At 57.5% G+C, this 17,954-nt stretch carries 23 protein-coding genes and 1 tRNA gene; 10 read left to right on the forward strand and 14 right to left on the reverse strand.

Annotation, left to right across the window (positions count from 1 at the left end; all coding sequences use genetic code 11):
• Window positions 1-69 precede the first annotated feature (69 nt).
• The 6 genes from NOR97_RS01520 to rpmH form a co-directional block, all read right to left on the reverse strand.
• Complete coding sequence (locus NOR97_RS01520) at window positions 70-1,602, reverse strand: bifunctional diguanylate cyclase/phosphodiesterase (RefSeq protein WP_257600004.1); 1,533 nt, start codon at window positions 1,600-1,602, stop codon at window positions 70-72.
• Between the two features lie 61 nt (window positions 1,603-1,663).
• A complete protein-coding gene (ttcA, locus tag NOR97_RS01525) occupies window positions 1,664-2,557 on the reverse strand; it encodes a tRNA 2-thiocytidine(32) synthetase TtcA (RefSeq protein ID WP_257600005.1) in 894 nt (297 codons plus the stop codon).
• A gap of 43 nt (window positions 2,558-2,600) precedes the next feature.
• Window positions 2,601-4,217 carry an acyl-CoA dehydrogenase family protein gene (locus NOR97_RS01530; RefSeq protein WP_257600006.1) on the reverse strand — a complete coding sequence of 539 codons (1,617 nt, stop codon included), beginning with the start codon at window positions 4,215-4,217 and terminating at the stop codon, window positions 2,601-2,603.
• A 67-nt stretch (window positions 4,218-4,284) separates the two neighbouring features.
• A complete protein-coding gene (yidD, locus tag NOR97_RS01535; RefSeq protein ID WP_152456928.1) occupies window positions 4,285-4,530 on the reverse strand; it encodes a membrane protein insertion efficiency factor YidD in 246 nt (81 codons plus the stop codon).
• A complete protein-coding gene (gene rnpA / locus NOR97_RS01540) occupies window positions 4,527-4,952 on the reverse strand; it encodes a ribonuclease P protein component (protein WP_257600007.1) in 426 nt (141 codons plus the stop codon). Before rnpA ends, yidD begins: the two co-directional genes overlap by 4 nt.
• Window positions 4,953-4,977: 25 nt before the next feature.
• A complete protein-coding gene (rpmH, locus tag NOR97_RS01545; protein ID WP_005980833.1) occupies window positions 4,978-5,112 on the reverse strand; it encodes a 50S ribosomal protein L34 in 135 nt (44 codons plus the stop codon).
• 295 nt (window positions 5,113-5,407) lie between these two features.
• On the opposite strand from rpmH, the gene NOR97_RS01550 reads away from it, so the two are divergent.
• The 5 genes from NOR97_RS01550 to NOR97_RS01570 all read left to right on the forward strand — a co-directional run bounded on the left by NOR97_RS01550 (window position 5,408) and on the right by NOR97_RS01570 (window position 10,394).
• The gene (locus tag NOR97_RS01550) at window positions 5,408-6,139 is read left to right on the forward strand and encodes a TVP38/TMEM64 family protein (protein WP_257600819.1); all 732 of its coding nucleotides are present in this window, start codon (window positions 5,408-5,410) and stop codon (window positions 6,137-6,139) included.
• A 3-nt stretch (window positions 6,140-6,142) separates the two neighbouring features.
• Window positions 6,143-7,561: an NAD(P)/FAD-dependent oxidoreductase gene (locus tag NOR97_RS01555; RefSeq protein WP_257600008.1), complete on the forward strand. Its 1,419-nt coding sequence runs from the start codon at window positions 6,143-6,145 to the stop codon at window positions 7,559-7,561.
• Window positions 7,562-7,579: 18 nt separating this feature from the next.
• Entirely contained in the window at window positions 7,580-8,962 is a 1,383-nt protein-coding gene (locus NOR97_RS01560) for an ATP-binding protein (protein WP_254440029.1), read from the forward strand.
• A gap of 64 nt (window positions 8,963-9,026) precedes the next feature.
• Window positions 9,027-9,103: transfer RNA gene (locus NOR97_RS01565), tRNA-Arg, on the forward strand.
• A 533-nt stretch (window positions 9,104-9,636) separates the two neighbouring features.
• Window positions 9,637-10,394, forward strand: a protein-coding gene (locus NOR97_RS01570) for an IS5 family transposase (protein WP_257599340.1) whose coding sequence is annotated in 2 segments (ribosomal slippage) — window positions 9,637-9,961 and window positions 9,961-10,394 — 759 coding nt in all. Because the reading frame shifts where the segments join, the coding sequence is not laid out codon by codon here.
• A gap of 17 nt (window positions 10,395-10,411) precedes the next feature.
• Here the strand turns inward: NOR97_RS01570 and NOR97_RS01575 are convergent.
• Entirely contained in the window at window positions 10,412-11,200 is a 789-nt protein-coding gene (locus NOR97_RS01575) for a hypothetical protein (protein WP_257600009.1), read from the reverse strand.
• A 248-nt stretch (window positions 11,201-11,448) separates the two neighbouring features.
• On the opposite strand from NOR97_RS01575, the gene rpsJ reads away from it, so the two are divergent.
• The 4 genes from rpsJ to NOR97_RS01595 are packed head-to-tail and all read left to right on the forward strand — an operon-like array spanning window position 11,449 to window position 13,411.
• Window positions 11,449-11,763 carry a 30S ribosomal protein S10 gene (gene rpsJ / locus NOR97_RS01580; protein ID WP_008756422.1) on the forward strand — a complete coding sequence of 105 codons (315 nt, stop codon included), beginning with the start codon at window positions 11,449-11,451 and terminating at the stop codon, window positions 11,761-11,763.
• 15 nt (window positions 11,764-11,778) lie between these two features.
• A complete protein-coding gene (gene rplC, locus NOR97_RS01585) occupies window positions 11,779-12,504 on the forward strand; it encodes a 50S ribosomal protein L3 (protein ID WP_152459170.1) in 726 nt (241 codons plus the stop codon).
• Window positions 12,501-13,118 carry a 50S ribosomal protein L4 gene (rplD, locus tag NOR97_RS01590; protein ID WP_155148664.1) on the forward strand — a complete coding sequence of 206 codons (618 nt, stop codon included), beginning with the start codon at window positions 12,501-12,503 and terminating at the stop codon, window positions 13,116-13,118. Before rplC ends, rplD begins: the two co-directional genes overlap by 4 nt.
• Complete coding sequence (locus NOR97_RS01595) at window positions 13,115-13,411, forward strand: 50S ribosomal protein L23 (protein WP_009176651.1); 297 nt, start codon at window positions 13,115-13,117, stop codon at window positions 13,409-13,411. The genes rplD and NOR97_RS01595 overlap by 4 nt, the downstream gene beginning before the upstream one ends.
• 835 nt (window positions 13,412-14,246) lie before the next feature.
• Here the strand turns inward: NOR97_RS01595 and NOR97_RS01600 are convergent.
• The 3 genes from NOR97_RS01600 to NOR97_RS01610 all read right to left on the reverse strand — a co-directional run bounded on the left by NOR97_RS01600 (window position 14,247) and on the right by NOR97_RS01610 (window position 15,478).
• The gene (locus NOR97_RS01600) at window positions 14,247-14,459 is read right to left on the reverse strand and encodes a DUF1127 domain-containing protein (RefSeq protein ID WP_257600010.1); all 213 of its coding nucleotides are present in this window, start codon (window positions 14,457-14,459) and stop codon (window positions 14,247-14,249) included.
• A 179-nt stretch (window positions 14,460-14,638) separates the two neighbouring features.
• Window positions 14,639-15,088: a hypothetical protein gene (locus NOR97_RS01605; protein WP_257600011.1), complete on the reverse strand. Its 450-nt coding sequence runs from the start codon at window positions 15,086-15,088 to the stop codon at window positions 14,639-14,641.
• 21 nt (window positions 15,089-15,109) lie between these two features.
• Entirely contained in the window at window positions 15,110-15,478 is a 369-nt protein-coding gene (locus NOR97_RS01610; protein WP_170347642.1) for an antibiotic biosynthesis monooxygenase, read from the reverse strand.
• A gap of 77 nt (window positions 15,479-15,555) precedes the next feature.
• On the opposite strand from NOR97_RS01610, the gene NOR97_RS01615 reads away from it, so the two are divergent.
• The gene (locus NOR97_RS01615) at window positions 15,556-15,987 is read left to right on the forward strand and encodes a MarR family winged helix-turn-helix transcriptional regulator (protein ID WP_170347643.1); all 432 of its coding nucleotides are present in this window, start codon (window positions 15,556-15,558) and stop codon (window positions 15,985-15,987) included.
• Between the two features lie 115 nt (window positions 15,988-16,102).
• Here NOR97_RS01615 and rpmD read toward each other — a convergent pair whose 3' ends face one another.
• The 4 genes from rpmD to rplF all read right to left on the reverse strand — a co-directional run bounded on the left by rpmD (window position 16,103) and on the right by rplF (window position 17,948).
• Window positions 16,103-16,291 carry a 50S ribosomal protein L30 gene (gene rpmD, locus NOR97_RS01620; RefSeq protein ID WP_005621828.1) on the reverse strand — a complete coding sequence of 63 codons (189 nt, stop codon included), beginning with the start codon at window positions 16,289-16,291 and terminating at the stop codon, window positions 16,103-16,105.
• A 12-nt stretch (window positions 16,292-16,303) separates the two neighbouring features.
• Entirely contained in the window at window positions 16,304-16,870 is a 567-nt protein-coding gene (gene rpsE, locus NOR97_RS01625) for a 30S ribosomal protein S5 (RefSeq protein WP_170347644.1), read from the reverse strand.
• A 173-nt stretch (window positions 16,871-17,043) separates the two neighbouring features.
• Window positions 17,044-17,403: a 50S ribosomal protein L18 gene (gene rplR / locus NOR97_RS01630; protein WP_152459162.1), complete on the reverse strand. Its 360-nt coding sequence runs from the start codon at window positions 17,401-17,403 to the stop codon at window positions 17,044-17,046.
• 11 nt (window positions 17,404-17,414) lie between these two features.
• Entirely contained in the window at window positions 17,415-17,948 is a 534-nt protein-coding gene (gene rplF / locus NOR97_RS01635) for a 50S ribosomal protein L6 (RefSeq protein ID WP_170347645.1), read from the reverse strand.
• Window positions 17,949-17,954 lie beyond the last annotated feature (6 nt).

Below are 17,954 nucleotides of genomic sequence, written 5' to 3' on the forward strand. Positions count from 1 at the left end.
CCAAAGGTCAAGCGGAATCGCTCGTCATTTCGACACGGATTGGTCTTCTGTGGTGCAGTTTCCGGTTCTTCAGCCCGTTTGCCGCCCGATTTTGGGCGTTCCGTCGATCTTGTTGCGATGAGACGTGATCCAGCCCTCGGTTTTTTCGAAAGGCATGGGCTTGCCGATGCCAAACCCCTGAACATGGTCACATCCCAATTGCGCCATCAAGGCGTGTTCCCCGGGCGTCTCGACCCCTTCAGCAAGCGTTTCCAGATTCAGCCGTTCTGCCATGGTCAGAATTGCGCTGGCCAACTGCTGCTGGCTTGGGTCCTGGTCCGCCTTTGTCACGAAAGAGCGGTCGATTTTGATCCGGGACACGTTGAACCGCTTGATTGACGCGATCGAGGCATGCCCGGTGCCGAAATCGTCCAGATCGATACAGCACCCCATTGCGGCCAAGCCCGTGACATTGCGGGTGATTACGTCATCCGGCCCTCTGGAAAACACGGTCTCCAATACTTCGACCGCCAATCTGTCCGGCGTCAGGTCGAATTGATCCAATTCCCATTTCAGGCGATCGATCAGTCCCGGGTCGCGCAATTCGTCCGACGAGAAGTTGATGCCGATGCGCGGTACAGTCAGACCGGCGCGATCCCATTCGCGCATTGCGCAAAAGGCGTGATGCCGCATCGCCTGTCCCAGTTTGCCCATCAACTCTGCTTGTTCGGCAAAGGGTAGAAAGACATTGGGGCCCAGCACTCCTTTTTTCGGGTGTTCCCAGCGGGCCAGAGCCTCGAACCCGGACACGCGGCCGGTATCCGTCGAGATCTGCGGTTGAAACCATGGTCGAATCTCACCGCTTTCTAGCGCCGCATCAAATTCCTTGCGCAGATTGGTTCTGACCTGAGCCCGGCGACGTGTTTCGGACGAAAAGGCACGAATCGTCGACGGCCCGTTTTGCTGTGCTTCTTGCAGCGCGTTGTTTGCAGCATTGTACCAGTCTGTCGCGGTGCCGTCGGGGACATTGCTGCTGAGGCAGAAACCGATGGAGCAGGACATGTAAACTCCGGTTCCGTTCAGCATTATGGGGTCTTCGACTGCGGATTGCATTCGCCCCGACATCTGAATGCAGGTTTCCAGATCAAGCTGTTGCGCCGGGTGCAGAACAACCATCATCTTGTTTCCATCGATTCGGGTTGCGGAATCATTGGCGCGGATCATGGATATGACACGAGAGCAGAATTGCTGTGCCACATGGTTCGCTGCTGCTTGGCCATGCAGATCGAGCATTTGCAGATAGTCGTCCAGGATCACAGCGAAACAGGCTGATGTTTCACCCCTGCGACGGCTATCCGAGAGCACCTCTGCCAGAACGGTTTCGAACCGGTCATTCGGCAGCAGACCACCCTGTTGCCGTTTCCTGTTTGCCGGGTTGGGGGTCATTGCCTCTATGCCGGCAATCATCAGGGGCAAACCCAGGGCCACTGCGATCAACGCGGGTTCACCGCCAAGCCAGAACGCCCCCAGGCTTGTTGCCGGAACAAAGGCAAGAACGGCTGGGCCGTATGCCACGTTTCTCAAAGCTTCAATAATACGGTCGATGAAAGGATGATTCCGCATCGGGTCCTGACCTTGGGCATGAATTGTATGCCGAGCCTAGGAAACCAGTCTGAGTCAGTCGTTAACGCAGCAGCGGTATTTCTTCCAAATTTTCCGTTTTTTCGCCAGAGTTTACGGAAAGGTTAATAAAATCAAAGAGTTTCGCATCCAGAAGGTGCGACGGGCGCGCATTTGTTAACGCGCGGAACATAACCTGACGCCGACCTGGGCTGTTCTTTTCCCACTGATCGAGAATCTGTTTGACCTGCTGCCGTTGCAGCCCGTCCTGACTGCCGCACAAATCGCAGGGGATGATCGGATACTGCATTGCCCTGGCGAATTTTTCGCAATCAGCTTCAGCGACGTGGGCAAGTGGGCGGAAGACAAAAAGATCGCCCTCTTCATTCACCAGTTTCGGTGGCATAGTGGCCAGACGGCCTCCGTGGAAGAGGTTCATGAAAAACGTCTCGAGAATATCGTCGCGGTGATGACCCAGCACGACGGCGGAACAGCCTTCTTCCCTGGCAATGCGATACAGGTTGCCGCGGCGCAGCCGCGAACACAGGGCGCAATAGGTTCGGCCCTGCGGAACCTTGTCCATCACTACAGAATAAGTGTCCTGATACTCGATCCTGTGTGGCACACCCATGCGGTCCAGAAACTCTGGCAGGACCGTGGCCGGAAATCCGGGTTGCCCCTGATCCAGATTGCAAGCCAGAAGATCGACAGGCAGCAATCCGCGCCATTTGAGTTCGTAGAGGACGGCCAGCAGCGTATAACTGTCCTTGCCGCCCGAAAGGCAGACAAGCCAGCGTGGCGGTTTGCCGTCCTTGTCGTGGGCGGACGGGTCCACCATCCCGTATTGCTCGATCGCTTCGCGGGTCTGGCGCACGATGCGTTTGCGCAGTTTCTTGAACTCGGTGGTCGAGGGCGCGCCGGCAAAGAGCGGGTGGATATCATCTGCATCATCAAACATGCGCAGCCCCTACAGCAGATGGCGCAACCGGGCAAGTGGCGGGTCAGCCAAGCCGCGCCAGCAGGGCGTCGGTATCCAACCCGGCCACCGAACCGGGAATGCGGCCGCCATCGCCGGAAAGACGTGTGGCAACAAAGCCGTCAGCCACAGCGCCCGGCGCGTGACGCAGCAGTTGCGAGGCCGTCAGCAGCAGTGCCGTGCGTTCGGCGTACCAGCGCGCTTCGGCCTCGGGCGGCAGACCGGGCCAGCGGCTGCGATGCGCGGTCAGAGCTGTGTCATACCTTCTGTCCGTGCCTCTCACCGTATCCAACTCGGCCCCCAGAACCTCGGCGGCCAGCGGCTCACGGGCCAGAGTGCGCAGGATATCGAGGCAGATCACATTGCCTGACCCCTCCCAGATGCTGTTCAGGGGCGCTTCACGATAGATCAGGGGCAGGGGCGTGTCTTCGACATACCCCATGCCGCCCAGTATTTCCATCGCTTCGACGACGACGACCGGGCAGTGCTTGTTGTTCAGGAACTTGGCCAATGCGACGCTGATCCGGGCGAAGGCATTGTCTTCGGGTGTTTGTCCGTCAAATGACTGCGCGACACGCATTCCCAGGGTCACTGCGCCTTCCCAGTCCAGAACAAGGTCGGACAGGACCGCTCGCATCAGCGGTTGATCAATCAATCGGCGCTGAAATGCGCTGCGGTGTTCCACCCAATGATGCGCTTCGCTGAGTGCGGCACGCATCAGCCCGGCCGGCGCCATGGCTGTATCAAGCCGCGTGTGGTGCACCATTTCCAGTATGGTGCGCACGCCCGCGCCTTCTTCACCCAACTGATAGGCCAGCGCGTCATGATACTCGATTTCCGAGGATGCGTTGGATTTGTTGCCCAGCTTGTCTTTCAGGCGCATCAGGTGGATCGCATTGCGCTCGCCCTCCAGCCAGCGGGGCACCAGAAAGCAGGTCAACCCACCGGGCGCCTGCGCCAGCGTCAGGAACCCATCCGACATTGGCGCAGAGCAGAACCACTTGTGCCCAAGCAGGCGCCAGTGATCCCCGTCGCGTGCGGCAACGGTTGTATTGGCACGTATGTCCGAGCCGCCCTGTTTCTCGGTCATGGCCATCCCCAGCGTCGCGCTGGTCTTTTGACCGATCGGTTCCTCCGAAGGATCATAGTGCCGGGCCATGAGTTTTGGCTGCCAGAGTGAGGCAATGTGTTCATTGGCGGCCAGGGCAGGGATTGCTGCATAGGTCATGGTCATCGGACAGCAATGCCCGGGCTCGACCTGCCCGGCCAAGTAAACCATCGCCGCATGGGTTGCATGTCCGCCGGGCTGTCCATCCCAGGCCAGTGCGGCATAGCCGGCCGATTGGCTGATCTGCATCATCTGATGATAGGCCGGATGAAAGCGCACCTCGTCCAGACGTCTGCCACCCGGGTCGAACAGACGCAACTCTGGCGGATGCCGGTTGGCGTCCCGTCCCAGCTCCCGGGTTTCTTCGGTTCCGAGCCTCTTGCCATATGCCGCCAGTTCCAAAGCGCGCGCGCCCGCTGTTCTTGCTGCGTCTTGCAGGACCGGATCGGACAGCCAGAGATCGGTGTCGCCGCGCACGGGCGGTTGGTTCAGGACATCGTGGGTCGGCAGGGTGTCACGCGCTGGGGATTTCATCGGGACCTCGGGTTGGACTGGTCCAACTGTTCAGGCGCTGCGTATACCGGTCAAGTCTGACGGGGGGTCAGGACGAAGGGTCGTTATGCTTGTCATCGGGCACCGGATCATATCCGTCGCCGCCCCAAGGGTGGCAACGGCAGATCCGATGAGCAGCCAGGTAGGAGCCTTTGACTGCCCCGTGTTTCTCCAGCGCCTCAAGCGCATAGGCGGAACACGTGGGTTGGTAGCGACAGTTGAAACCGACCCATGGGCTGAAGATCAGCCGATACGCCCGAACAGGCAGGGCGACGATATGGGACAGGAAGGTCATTTTTCGGCCGCATGCACCTTGCGGAGCGCATAGCGCAGGTCGTCCAACAGTGCGTCATAGGGGCGGTTGGCGGTGACTTCGGCACGGCCGATCAACACGTAATCCCACCCGTCGCGGCCGGCTTCGGGCAACACGGCCCGTGCGGCTTCGCGCAGACGGCGCTTTGCGCGGTTGCGGGCCACGGCATTGCCCACTTTCTTCGAGCAGGTGAATCCCACGCGAATCCCGTTGCCCTCGCCGGGGGCACGCTTGCGGGCCTGTACCATCATCGAGGACGTGCCTTGTCGGCGGGCACGCGCGGCTTTCAGAAAGTCGGACCGTTTCCTGAGAACGGTCAGGGGGGCAGGCGCACAAACGGACGCCGCCGGGGGCGTATTCCCGGGGTGGTTCCTACCAACCTCAGGGGCCTCCGGCGGCGTCATGTTCATAACCTGATCGGTGAGCGGTTTACGCGCTCAGCGATTTGCGGCCGCGTGCGCGACGTGCATTCAGGATCTTGCGGCCGGCCTTTGTGGCCATGCGCGCGCGGAAACCGTGGCGGCGTTTGCGAACCAGGTTCGAAGGCTGATAGGTGCGTTTCATCGCTCCGTCTCCAATCTATGCGGTCGGGTGCGGCGCGGATTCGCCTGCCCGTGGTGTTCGAAGCCCGTCCTCTACTGCCAAGCGGTGAGTAAGTCAAACCCCAACAGCCAAGTTTTCGCGGCTTTTGCAACAATTCTGTAACCGGCAACGGCAAAAGGTTTCAAAATGCCCGTTTATCACCGAAATCCCTCACATTCGGTGCCACAAAGATCAAGGCCCCGTGATCCCCCTGTTGCTGGCCCGCCAAGCAGCGCATCTTGGGCACAAGATGAAGCAGAATGAACCGGAAAACCTGATGTCCGACACAAGCCATGCGCCGCGCAACGGTTTCGCGCGCCACATTCCGCTACTTGTAATCCTGAGCGTTGCCGTTGTCGGCTTTTTCACACTTGGGGATTACCTGACTTTCGAGACCTTGCGGGACAATCGCGAGGCGCTTCTGGCGTGGCGGGACGGTCACTATTGGATCATGGCTGCCGCTTTTGTGGCCATTTACATCGCCATAGTGGCCTTTTCCCTGCCGGGTGCTGCGGTGGCTTCGATGACGGGCGGCTTTCTTTTCGGTCTTTTTGCGGGAACCGTTTTCAATGTCGTGTCTGCCACCATCGGCGCGTCGGCGATCTTTCTGGCGGCGCGCTGGGGCTTGGGCGAAGCCCTGACGTCGCGGCTGGAATCTTCAGAAGGGACGGTCAAGAGGCTGAAAGACGGTCTGCGGGAAAACGAAATCTCGGTGTTGTTTCTGCTGCGTCTGGTGCCGGTCGTGCCGTTCTTTGTTGCCAATCTCGTGCCGGCTTTGGTCGGTGTAAAGTTCCGCAGTTTCCTTTTGACGACCGCGCTGGGCATCATCCCCGGAGGTATCGTGTACACGTGGATCGGAGTCGGTTTGGGTGGTGTGTTCGACCGCGGGGAAACGCCTGATGTTTCATTGCTGTGGGAACCGTTCGTGATCGGGCCGATTATCGGGTTGTGTGTATTGGCCGCCTTGCCCATCGTTTTCAAAGCGCTGCGCGCGAAAAGGGGCACCTGAGCCATGAAAGAGCTGAAAACCGATCTCCTGGTCATTGGTGCCGGGTCCGGAGGATTGTCTGTCGCCGCAGGTGCCAGCCAGATGGGTGCGGATGTAGTCCTGCTGGAAGGGCACAAGATGGGCGGAGACTGTCTGAACTTCGGCTGCGTCCCGTCGAAGGCCCTGATTGCCAGCGGCAAGGTGGCCTATGGTCAGGCGCATTCTGCACTTTTTGGCGTCGCGAATACCAGCCCGCAGGTCGACTATGCCGCCGTAAAGGATCATGTTCATGATGTGATCGCTCAGATCGAACCGATGGACAGCCAGGAGCGGTTCGAAGGCTTTGGCGTGAAGGTCATTCGCGAATACGGCGCGTTCATATCCCCAGAAAAGGTGCAGGCCGGGGATCATGTCATCTCTGCGCGTCGCATCGTCATTGCGACCGGTTCGTCGCCGCTGGTGCCGCCGATTCCGGGGTTGGACACGGTGCCCTATTATACGAACGAAACCATCTTTGACTTGAAAGAGCGGCCAGATCACCTGCTGATCATCGGGGGCGGTCCGATCGGGATGGAGATGGCGCAGGCCCATATACGCCTCGGCAGCAAGGTGACGGTTGTCGAAGGGCTCAAAGCCTTGGGCAAAGACGACCCCGAGGCGGCGTCCGTGGTGCTGGATACCCTGCGCAGTGAAGGTGTGGATATCCAGGAAAACGCCTTGGTCGCGCAGGTTCGCGGAACAGAAGGTGCTGTGAAAGTCGTTGCCGAAAACGGTGATATTCATCGTGGCTCCCACCTTTTGATCGCTGCCGGACGCAAAGCCAATATTGAGCGTCTGAACTTGGACGTGGCCGGAATTGAGCGCACGAGAACCGGCCTCAGGACGGATGACGCGCTGCGCACGACCAATCGCCGCGTCTATGCGATCGGAGATGTGGCAGGTGGCCTGCAATTCACCCATGTTGCCGGTTATCATGCGGGCGTCATCATTCGTTCGGCCCTGTTCGGTCTGCCGTCCAGGGCGAAAACGGCACATATCCCTTGGGCCACCTATACGGACCCGGAGCTGGCCCAGGTCGGACTGACCGAAGTTCAGGCGCGCAAAGCGCATGGAGAAAAGCTCGAAATCGCCCGCTTTGACTATCACCACAATGACCGGGCGATTGCCGAGCGCAAAACCGAAGGTTTCGTCAAGGTCATGGTCGTGAAAGGCCGACCCGTCGGCGCCACAATCGTCGGGCATCAGGCAGGCGAGTTGATCAACTTGTGGTCGTTGGCTTTGGCCAATAACCTGAAGATGGGGCAGATCGCCGCCATGGTTTCACCCTATCCGACGATCGGAGAGCTTAACAAACGTGTGGCGGGTGCCTATTTCTCGCCAAGGCTGTTTGAGAATCAGACAGTTAAACGAGTGGTCAGGTTCGTCCAGCGCTGGATTCCCTGACCTGAGGAGGGGCGCAAATTGAACTCGCTGTCGGGCCGATTTCTGATCCTGACGACGGTCTTCGTCATGTTGGCCGAAGTCCTGATCTTTGTCCCGTCGATCGCCCGGTTCCGCGAGGATTTTCTGCTGAACAGGCTCGAACGTGCGCAGATCGCCTCGCTGGCTTTGCTGGCGGACGATATGCTGGCGGAAGATCTTGAGGCGGAACTGCTGGCAAACGCAGGCGTCTATAACGTCGTATTGCGACGGGATGAGGTTCGGCAACTGATGTTGTCGTCGCCTATTCCGGGCCCAGTCGCCGACACGTTCGATTTGCGGGATGCAAGCCCCTGGGTTCTGATCCGGGATGCGATCAGCCGTTTTTTCAAGCCCGAAAACGAAGTCATCCGGGTCATCGGAGAACCGGTCAAGGGGGCAGGCCTTCTGATCGAAGTCACCACGGACAGCATGCCCTTGCGAACGGCGATGGTTGATTATGGGTTGCGTATTCTCGGTCTGTCCTTCGTCATTTCCATCATCACGGCGTTTTTTCTGTTTCTCGCCGTGCGCGTCGTACTTGTGCGCCCCATCAAAAGTGTTGTCGGCTACATGCAGCGCTATGCCAGTGCGCCAGAGGACGCGCGTGGCGTAATCACACCGAATTCGAAGGTGACGGAGCTGCGCGAGGCCGAGGAGGCGCTGAAGATGCTGCAAACGGACCTGACCCAGGCGCTCAAACAGCGCGAAAGGCTGGCGCAGCTTGGGGGGGCTGTTGCCAAAGTCAGCCATGACCTGCGCAATATCCTGACATCGGCGCAGCTGTTTACCGACCGGATCGAGGCCAGCGACGATCCGCTGGTGCGGCGGATGGCACCAAAACTGGTGAATTCCATCACACGGGCTGTGTCCCTTTGTGAAAGCACATTGGCGTTTGGCCGCGCGGAAGAGCCCGCGCCCACTCTGACAATGGTTCCGATACGCGCAATCGCAGCGGATGTCGCGGCCAGCGAACAACTCGCCGTCGCCGATGCTTGCGTCGAGATCGTGAACGAAGTGCCGGACGCGCTTGTGGCCCGCGCCGATCCCGAACAATTGTACCGCGTCATCATGAACCTCGTGCGCAACGCAAGACAGGCTCTGGTTGCTTCCGGAAAACCTGGCCGGGTTACCATTGCCGGGTGTGAATACGACGACACGTGGTGCATCGAAATCCGCGACACGGGGCCGGGCCTTCCCCCCAAAGCACGCGAAAACCTGTTCACGCCATTCCAGGGGGGTGTCCGAAAGGGCGGCTCTGGTCTGGGGCTGGCAATCTCGCAGGAGCTGGTGCGCGGCCATGGCGGGGATCTGATCTTGAAAGAGACGGGCCCCGAGGGAACTGTCTTTGAAATCAGCCTTCCGCGTGGGGACATGACTTTTTGATTTTTTTTTGAAGAATCGGCTTGCACGTCTCGGGCGGCAGGTCTAAACAGCGCCTCACCAACGCGGACCGATAGCTCAGCTGGATAGAGTACTTGACTACGAATCAAGGGGTCGGGGGTTCGAATCCTCCTCGGTCCGCCACTGGTTTCCTGTTGAACGTCACACGAACCTGACCCAACCGTCACAGTTGGACCAGAAATGCAGTGAACGTTCGACATCAGAAGGCGCCCCCAACGTTGGACATCAGTTGAATTTGACCTTTGCGTCATCAACTAACACGCCGCCCCCATTTCATACTCCCGCAGACAGTTTGGTTTGATCTGACTTCCCTTTCGGAAAATCAGAGCTGATTTGTAGGTCAGACAGCGAAGCTGCCTGTTCCTGCTAATCTGCCACGTGGCGAACGCGGGAGGGGGCGAGGCAATGCTATTCGACAGAGGTGGTGCGGCCCGCAGGCACAGCCGAGGACACGGCCCTGTCTAATAGGGTTGCCCGAGGGGGAGGGCCGCGCCCTCACCCTGACGGCCAGGGGCGTTTGGCCTGTCCAAATCCCGCTGACCCACGAAAGGAGTGCGGCGTGAAGGATGATAGCCACCATTGACGATCATTAGGGTCAGGACGCATTGATTTCCCGCGCATGACGTGATTCACGGCCCCAAAAACGGAGCGGTGATATGAGCGACCTTTACTGGCTGAGCGATGAGCAGATGGCCAAGCTTACCCCTTTTTTCCCGAAGTCGCACGGCAAGCCACGTGTCGATGACAAGCGCGTCCTGAGTGGGATTATCTTCATCAATCGCAATGGTTTGCGCTGGCGTGACGCTCCTGCCGCCTATGGTCCGCACAAGACGCTCTACAGCCGCTGGAAGCGCTGGAGCGAGAAAGGCATCTTTGCGCGGATGATGGCGGGTCTGGCCGCCGAACACGGCGAACAGAAGACCGTGATGATCGACGCGACCTACCTCAAGGCCCATCGAACAGCGACCAGTCTGGCCGCGAAAAAGGGGGGCGTGGGCGCCTGATCGGTCGAACCAAAGGCGGCATGAACACCAAACTGCACGCCATCTGCGATAGCCAAGGCCGCCCACTCAACCTGTTCGTCACCGCCGGTCAGGTCAGCGACTACATCGGTGCGCGGGCGTTGCTCAGCAGCCTGCCAAAGGTCGACTGGCTGCTCGGGGATCGCGGTTACGATGCCGATTGGTTCCGGGAAGCGTTGCAAGACAAAGGGATACGCGCCTGCATCCCTGGACGAAAGCAGCGCAAGAAAGCCGTCAGATACGATAAGCGTCGATACAAACGCCGAAACCGGATCGAGATCATGTTCGGCAGGCTGAAGGATTGGCGGCGCGTGGCAACCCGCTACGACCGTTGCCCAAAGGTCTTCCTCTCTGCCATCGCTCTGGCCGCGCTCGTCATCTACTGGTTATGAATCCTGACCCTAGGACGTTAGCTGCGAAGAATTACAGCTCCCATTCTGAATAGGGTTCGCAGCTCGAATTTCTCTGATGCGAGTTGGTCGAAGCGAAATACCAGCCCGTCCATTGTGTAACTAGCTCGCCTTAGCCAAGTGTCGGTTATCTGAATTCTGCTGGTTTCAGAAACGTTTAGAGGAAGCTCAATTTCTTTAGTTCTGGCAAGGAATAGATCGTTTACCACACAATCGTTGTGAGCAATCAAATTCCGCACTTCGGATGCTACGACTACTGTTTCAAAGGCCTCTTCGCTCGGAAATATATCGATGCCGGTTCGAGTTTTTATGAACTTTCTTAGCTCGCGGAGTGATTTGTAGGAGAGTTCGTGAACTTTCCGCTCTACAATCTGCCAGATGACATCTTCGTAGCTCCCAGATTCGATGATTGCGGCGATATCAATTGTTCCCTCTGATTTCAGCATTTCTGGGCGTGACAAGAATATGTCACGAAGAACTGTTGTAAGATACAGGTCAAAGGACTCGGTTGCTCTAGAGAGCATGATTTGGTTCACCAACTGGCGATGCTTGGAATAGTTGTATTCGAAGAGCTTTAGCTCCTCCGTACCAGCTCGTTCCCTGACCGAAACCGGCATTGCTTCGCCAATCTTGTGTGAAGTTTTTACGAAACTAAAGTAAAAAGAGACAAATTCTCGCAGCTCCATAATTCGAGCCATGTACGTCAAGCACGGTTCCGTTACATAGTCTGGTGGTTCCCCAAAGCCTTCAGCGATCGGGTCAACTTCATCAGGTGTTTCGTCATTCATAAAAGAAGTTCTCAAACTCTGGCTTAAACTCGAAGTGTCAATCAGCTTCTCGTCGCAATACTCGCCTTTGTCGCCGTCAGTATCAAATCCATTTACCCCTTGCCAAACCCCCTCAACCCCACTACTACGCGCGAGTTCTCCATAAGAACATCAAGGCGGGGTGATTCCCGCCTTTTGGGTTCGATGAGGGTTGGCGATGCGCGTCTGTCCTCCTCTCAACTCCAACGCCTGAATAAAAGGCTGTTAATATGCAAAGCCAAAACATCCGTATTCGGCTGAAGGCATTTGACTATCGCGTTCTGGATGCCAGCACGCAAGAGATCGTCAACACTGCCAAGCGGACCGGCGCGAACGTGCGCGGCCCGATCCCGCTGCCGAACAAGATTGAGAAGTTCACGGTTCTCCGTGGCCCTCACGTTGACAAGAAATCCCGCGACCAGTTCGAGATCCGCACGCACAAGCGTCTGCTCGACATCGTTGATCCGACCCCCCAGACCGTTGACGCGCTGATGAAGCTCGACCTCGCTGCTGGTGTGGACGTCGAGATCAAGTTGCAGTCGTAATCGGAGGGTATGAGAATGCGCTCTGGTATTATCGCAAAAAAAGTTGGCATGACCCGCCTGTTCATGGAAGACGGCAAGCAGATCCCTGTGACCGTTCTTCACTTGGACAACCTGCAGGTCGTTGCACAGCGCACCGCTGACAAAGACGGCTACACCGCCGTTCAGCTGGGTGCCGGTGCCGCCAAGGCAAAACGCACCTCGAAGGCCATGCGCGGCCACTATGCCGCTGCCAAGGTCGAGCCCAAGCGCAAGCTGGCCGAGTTCCGCGTCTCCGAAGATGGCCTGATCGAAGTGGGTGCCGAGATTTCGGCAGAACACTTCCTGGAAGGTCAGAAGGTTGACGTATCGGGCACATCGATCGGTAAAGGCTTTGCCGGTGCGATGAAGCGCCACAACTTCGGTGGCCTGCGCGCCTCGCACGGTGTCTCGATCTCGCACCGTTCGCACGGTTCGACCGGTCAGTGTCAGGACCCGGGCAAGGTTTTCAAAGGCAAGAAGATGGCCGGTCACATGGGTGCTGCCCGTGTCACCACCCAGAACCTGGAAGTCGTCAAAACCGACGCCGAGCGTGGTCTGGTCTTCATCAAAGGCGCCGTTCCCGGACCAAAATCGGGCTGGGTCACCGTCAAGGACGCCGTGAAGAAGAAAGCACCGGAAGGCCTGCCTTTCCCGGCTGCTGTGAAATCGGCTGCATCTGATGCACCTGCGGAAGAAGCTCCCGCGGAAGGTGGTGAAGCATGAAACTTGATGTAATCAAACTGGACGGCGGCAAAGCCGGCGACATCGAGCTGAACGCCGATCTGTTCGGTCTCGAGCCTCGTGCGGACATCCTGCACCGTGTGGTCCGTTGGCAGCGCAACAACGCGCAGGCCGGCACCCACAAGGTCAAGACCCGCTCGGAAACCAGCTACTCGACCAAGAAGATCTATCGCCAGAAGGGCACCGGTGGCGCACGCCATGGTGACCGCAACGCGCCGATCTTCCGCAAGGGTGGTATCTACAAGGGCCCGACCCCTCGTTCGCACGGCCACGACCTGCCGAAAAAGTTCCGCAAGCTTGGCCTGCGCCACGCTCTGTCGGCCAAAGCCAAGGCAGGTGAACTGGTCGTGATCGAGAACGCCGAAGCCGAAGGCAAGACCGCCGCTCTGGCCAAACAGGTTGCAAACCTGGGCTGGAAACGTGCTCTGGTCATCGACGGCGCGACCGTGAACGAAGGTTTCCTGAAGGCGTCGCGCAACATCGAAGGTCTGGATATCCTGCCGTCGATGGGTGCAAACGTTTATGACATCCTCAAGCGTGACACTCTGGTGCTCACCAAAGCGGCTGTCGAAGCACTGGAGGCTCGACTGAAATGAGCGCGAAGGCAGAACACTACGACGTGATCCGCAAGCCGATCATCACCGAAAAGTCGACCATGGCGTCCGAAAACGGCGCGGTTGTCTTCGAAGTGGCGATCGACAGCAACAAGCCACAGATCAAAGAGGCCGTTGAGGCACTGTTTGGTGTGAAGGTCAAAGCGGTGAACACCACCGTGACCAAAGGCAAGGTCAAGCGGTTCCGCGGCCAGTTGGGCAAGCGGAAAGACGTCAAGAAGGCCTATGTGACCCTGGAAGAGGGTAACACCATCGACGTGTCCACCGGTCTCTGATCGGAACGGTCTTTGGAGAGAGATAAAGGCCCCCGCGAAAGCGGGGGTTTTTTGTTGTGACGCTCGAATCTAGGAGCGGTGTTCTTTCCGTTCTGTGTTTTCAAAGGCTCGCCATAGCATCGGGTGTATTGTCACTTTCACCTAGCAATACGGTCTTTGCCGTGTTGCAATGGAAGCATTCCACCCCGAGCAGAAAAGGGCAAGCAAGGTTAGCGCTTTAGTATAGTCAAAAATGATGTTAAAAAGATGTACTTCTGGGGTATGTTTTTCGAGCTGCACCTAACGCCAAAAATATCTATAGACACCCACCCCCAACCCTGTTTCACGCACCCAGTCTTACGGCCTCGGATTCGTTCCGGGGCCTTAGATATTTTGAACCGGGGACCTTCGGGGCCCTATACCCTTGGCACCTACGGGGGCCTCACACATAGCGGGGAAACTCCCTGCACTTGCTAAACGGAAGACAGAAAGCATGGCACTCAAGTCGTATAAGCGCGATTTTTTTGATCGCCGCAAAGACGGCTGGACGTCAGGTGCAGTTCTGGAAAAGAGCAATGAAATCGATTTGAGCACCGGTTTTTGACCCAACATGAGCGGCTGATCACGGCCCGGCGGTTTACCATGTACGGTCGTGTCACGAGCTTTGAGATGGCGCCATAGGTCCCCCTTGACATCCAGCAGGGGGCATAGGCCCGATATTAGCGTCATACAGTAGGGGTTACGCTCTTCTGCAGCGAGGGGCGCTCTGGCGATCTATGGGCGTTCTGCGGGCTTCTCTCGGAAACAGAAAAGGCGCCGTTTGGCGCCTTTGTATCTTGCTGCGGATCGTCCGCGATTATGAGCAGTAAACGTGCTTATGCGCGATATCTGCGATGTCGCAGCGGCGGATGCCGATATCGTCCAACTCACGGTTGCTCAGGCGCTGCAACTCGGAATAGGTGCGCTGATACTCAGCGGCACGGGCGCGCGCCGTTTTGATCCGTTCGATCATGTCCTTGATCCGGGGGCCGAAGTTGAAGCCGGTATGTGTCAGTGTAGCGGTTGTCATTTCTGTGTTCCTTTCTCAAATCAGGGCGAATTCCCTGACGTTTCCTTGTGTGTTCCTTGTTTGGACAAGGCTGAGATAGGTGTGTTTGGTACCGCTAACAACGGAACTTTTGGTCTAGCCGATATGCATCTATTGAATGGCTGTACATTTCGCTGACCCATTGCAGTCAAATGCTGCTTTCACGTCTTGCGCGCATTTCTTTTGCGTGCCGTCATTGCCCGGCCGTCACGAATGCTCAGCCCCATCAGTATCAGATTGGTTGCGCCTGCAATCAGTTCGATGACCTGCACAGCATAGAAACTGGCGTCAAAGGATCCCGCGTTTGCTTTTACGCTGAGGTAGATGGCGGCGGGAACGAGGATAAGAAGCCCGTTCATCGCTATGATTGGCATCCGCTTCTTCTTTGCAAGCGCCGGGGCATCTTTGCGGCGACGTCCAAGAGACATGCCGGACGCGCCGACAATCACCATCGCCGGCACCAGAACAAAGAGACCACTGACGATCATGGATTTTACTGCGGTGACGGTCGCATGGGTCGCAAACAACTCGCTGTACAAGGTGGATGTCCAGAACACGAGGATTGTAAGAAATCCGATGAGTCCGGCGATGGGGTGTATGGCTCTTACCATGGGGCTGCTCCGGTTTTAGTTTCAGGCGACGCAGTGGTTTTCGACTGCGAGTTTTCTAAGAAGATGTGGCCGGGCCACTGCGCTTTCCGGGTAGTCGGCAATCCGACGTTGGAACTCAGGATGGGTGAACGCGTCGCGAAAGCTTTTGACGTCCTGCCAGATCGCGTAGTTCACAAAGGTTGAACTGCCCGCGATGCCCTGATGGAGCTGGGTGGAGATGTATCCTGGCTGGGCTTTCATGAAATCTGCATCATGTGACCATGCCTCAAGCAGTGCTTTTTCGTCTTCCGCGTCCACCGTGAACAGGTTGATCAGAACCACCGGCCCTTCTTCGTTCTGCATTTGGTCCGCCAGTGAGACGGTCTTGTCCAACTCTTCGATACGAGCCATTTCGCTTCCCTTTGATTCTATAACATAGCAAGCTATATAAAATTGCATAGCGTGCTATTCAAGTGTAAATCTGAGACATGGACTTTGAAAAAGAGAACTCGGCCGGATACCTGGTCAATCACATGGCGCGATTGTTTGCGAAAAAATTGCAGCAGCGCATTGCGCCGTTAGGTATCGTTGTCGGGCAATTCCCGATCTTGCTGGAGCTTTGGGTCAAAGACGGAGTGACGCAAAAAGATCTTCTTGGAAAAATCGATGTCGAACAGGCGACCCTAGCCAACACGCTCAATCGTATGGAGCGCGACGGATTGATCAAAAGAACAAAGAATCCCTCTGATGCCAGAGCTCAATTGATCTGGCTGACCCGGAAGGCAGCCGCGCTTCGTGACAGCGCCTACGAGGCCGCTATGAGCGTGAATGCTGATGCCCTACAGGTTTTGAACGAAGCTGAGCGCGCGCAATTCATGAATGCCATGAGATTGATAATCAAAAACATGCGTTCGGTTTGAGTGAACCCAAAGCAGCCTGACCCTGATCAAAACGATAGGTCAGATGCAGTTAACCACAAGAAAAAACGCCCCCGCATTGATCGGAGGCGTTTCATGTTCTTCGAAGGTATTGCGCTTAGCCGCGCTCTTCGACGATCTCTACCAGATGCGGGATCTTGTTGATCATACCGCGGACCGAAGGGGTATCTTCCAGTTCGCGGGTTTTGTGCATCTTGTTCAGGCCCAGGCCGATCAGGGTTGCGCGCTGTTCGGCGGGGCGGCGGATCGGGGAACCGATCTGCTTGACGACGATGGTTTTTGCCATGGGTCGCTCTCCTTACGCTTCGGCTTCAGCAGCCGGTGCTTCGTCCCGCTTGGGCAGGATGTCGGCAACTTTTTTACCACGACGTGCGGCAACCGAACGCGGGCTCTGCTCTTTTTGCAGGCCGTTGATGGTGGCGCGGATCATGTTGTACGGGTTCTGCGAGCCCAGCGACTTGGATACCACGTCCTTGACGCCCAGCATTTCGAACACGGCACGCATCGGACCACCGGCGATGATACCGGTACCTTCAGGTGCGGTGCGCATAACCACTTTACCGGCGCCGTGACGGCCTTCGATATCGTGGTGCAGGGTCCGACCTTCGCGCAGTTGCACGCGGATCATCTGACGCTTGGCTTGTTCGGTCGCCTTGCGGATGGCTTCAGGTACTTCTTTCGCTTTACCCTTGCCAAAGCCCACGCGGCCTTTCTGATCGCCGACAACCACCAGAGCGGCGAAGCCAAAGCGCTTACCACCTTTTACGGTTTTCGACACACGGTTGATCGCAACCAGGCGATCTGCGAATTCCGGAGTTTCGTCGCGGTCACGACCACGGCCCCGGCGGTTATCACGTTCTGCCATTTGGCATCCCTTTTCTCATATGGCGCTCTCGGCACCGTTTCTTCAATCCAAGTGAGCCCCGACTGTTGCCGAGGCCCCCGGATCATCGGGGCGGATCGAAACCCGCCCGCAATCTTTGGCATTGCGCATCTTGACCCGAAAACCGGTTCCCACTTTTCGGGATGCGCTTGGTCTTAGATCTTCAGACCACCTTCACGCGCAGCGTCGGCCAGTGCCTTCACCTTGCCGTGGAACAGGAAGCCACCACGATCGAAATAGGCCTCTTCGACGCCTGCCTTCTTGGCACGCTCTGCGATGGCCGCGCCGACTTTGGTCGCCGCATCGATGTTGTTTTTGCCAACAACGCCCAGATCCTTTTCCAGGGTCGAGGCCGAGGCCAGGGTCACGCCACGCACGTCGTCGATCAGCTGAACAGAAATGTTCTTGTTCGACCGGTGCACGGACAGACGCGGACGACCCGCGTTGACCTTGCGAAGTTTGTTCCGAACGCGCAGGCGGCGCTTCAGAAACAGGGTTCTTTTGCTGTTTGCCATTGTGTTCGTCCTTACTTCTTCTTGCCTTCCTTGCGGAAGATGAACTCGCCCTTGTAGCGGATGCCTTTGCCTTTGTAAGGCTCGGGGCGGCGCCACTCGCGGATTTTGGCCGCGGTTTCGCCCACCAGCTGCTGGTCGATACCTTCCACAACGATCTCGGTCTGCTTCGGCGCGGTGATGGTGACACCTTCCGGAGCAGTGAAATCAACATCGTGGCTGTAGCCCAGGTTCAGCTTCAGGGTGTTGCCCTGCATCTGAGCCCGGTAACCAACACCCTGGATCTCCAGCTCTTTTTTGAAGCCGGTCGTCACACCGGTTACCAGGTTGGCAACCATGGTGCGGCTCATGCCCCACTGCTGGCGAGCACGTTTGGACATGCCGCGGGGGTCGATCTTAACCACGTTGTCTTCAACCGACAGCGTTACGTCGTCGGTGGCGGTAAAGCTGCGGGTGCCTTTCGGACCTTTCACTTCGATGGTCTGACCCGACACAGTGGCGGAAACGCCGCTGGGCAGCTCGACCGGCTTTTTACCAATACGAGACATTGCAGA

Source organism: Ruegeria sp. YS9 (assembly GCF_024628725.1).
Classification (GTDB): domain Bacteria; phylum Pseudomonadota; class Alphaproteobacteria; order Rhodobacterales; family Rhodobacteraceae; genus Ruegeria; species Ruegeria atlantica_C.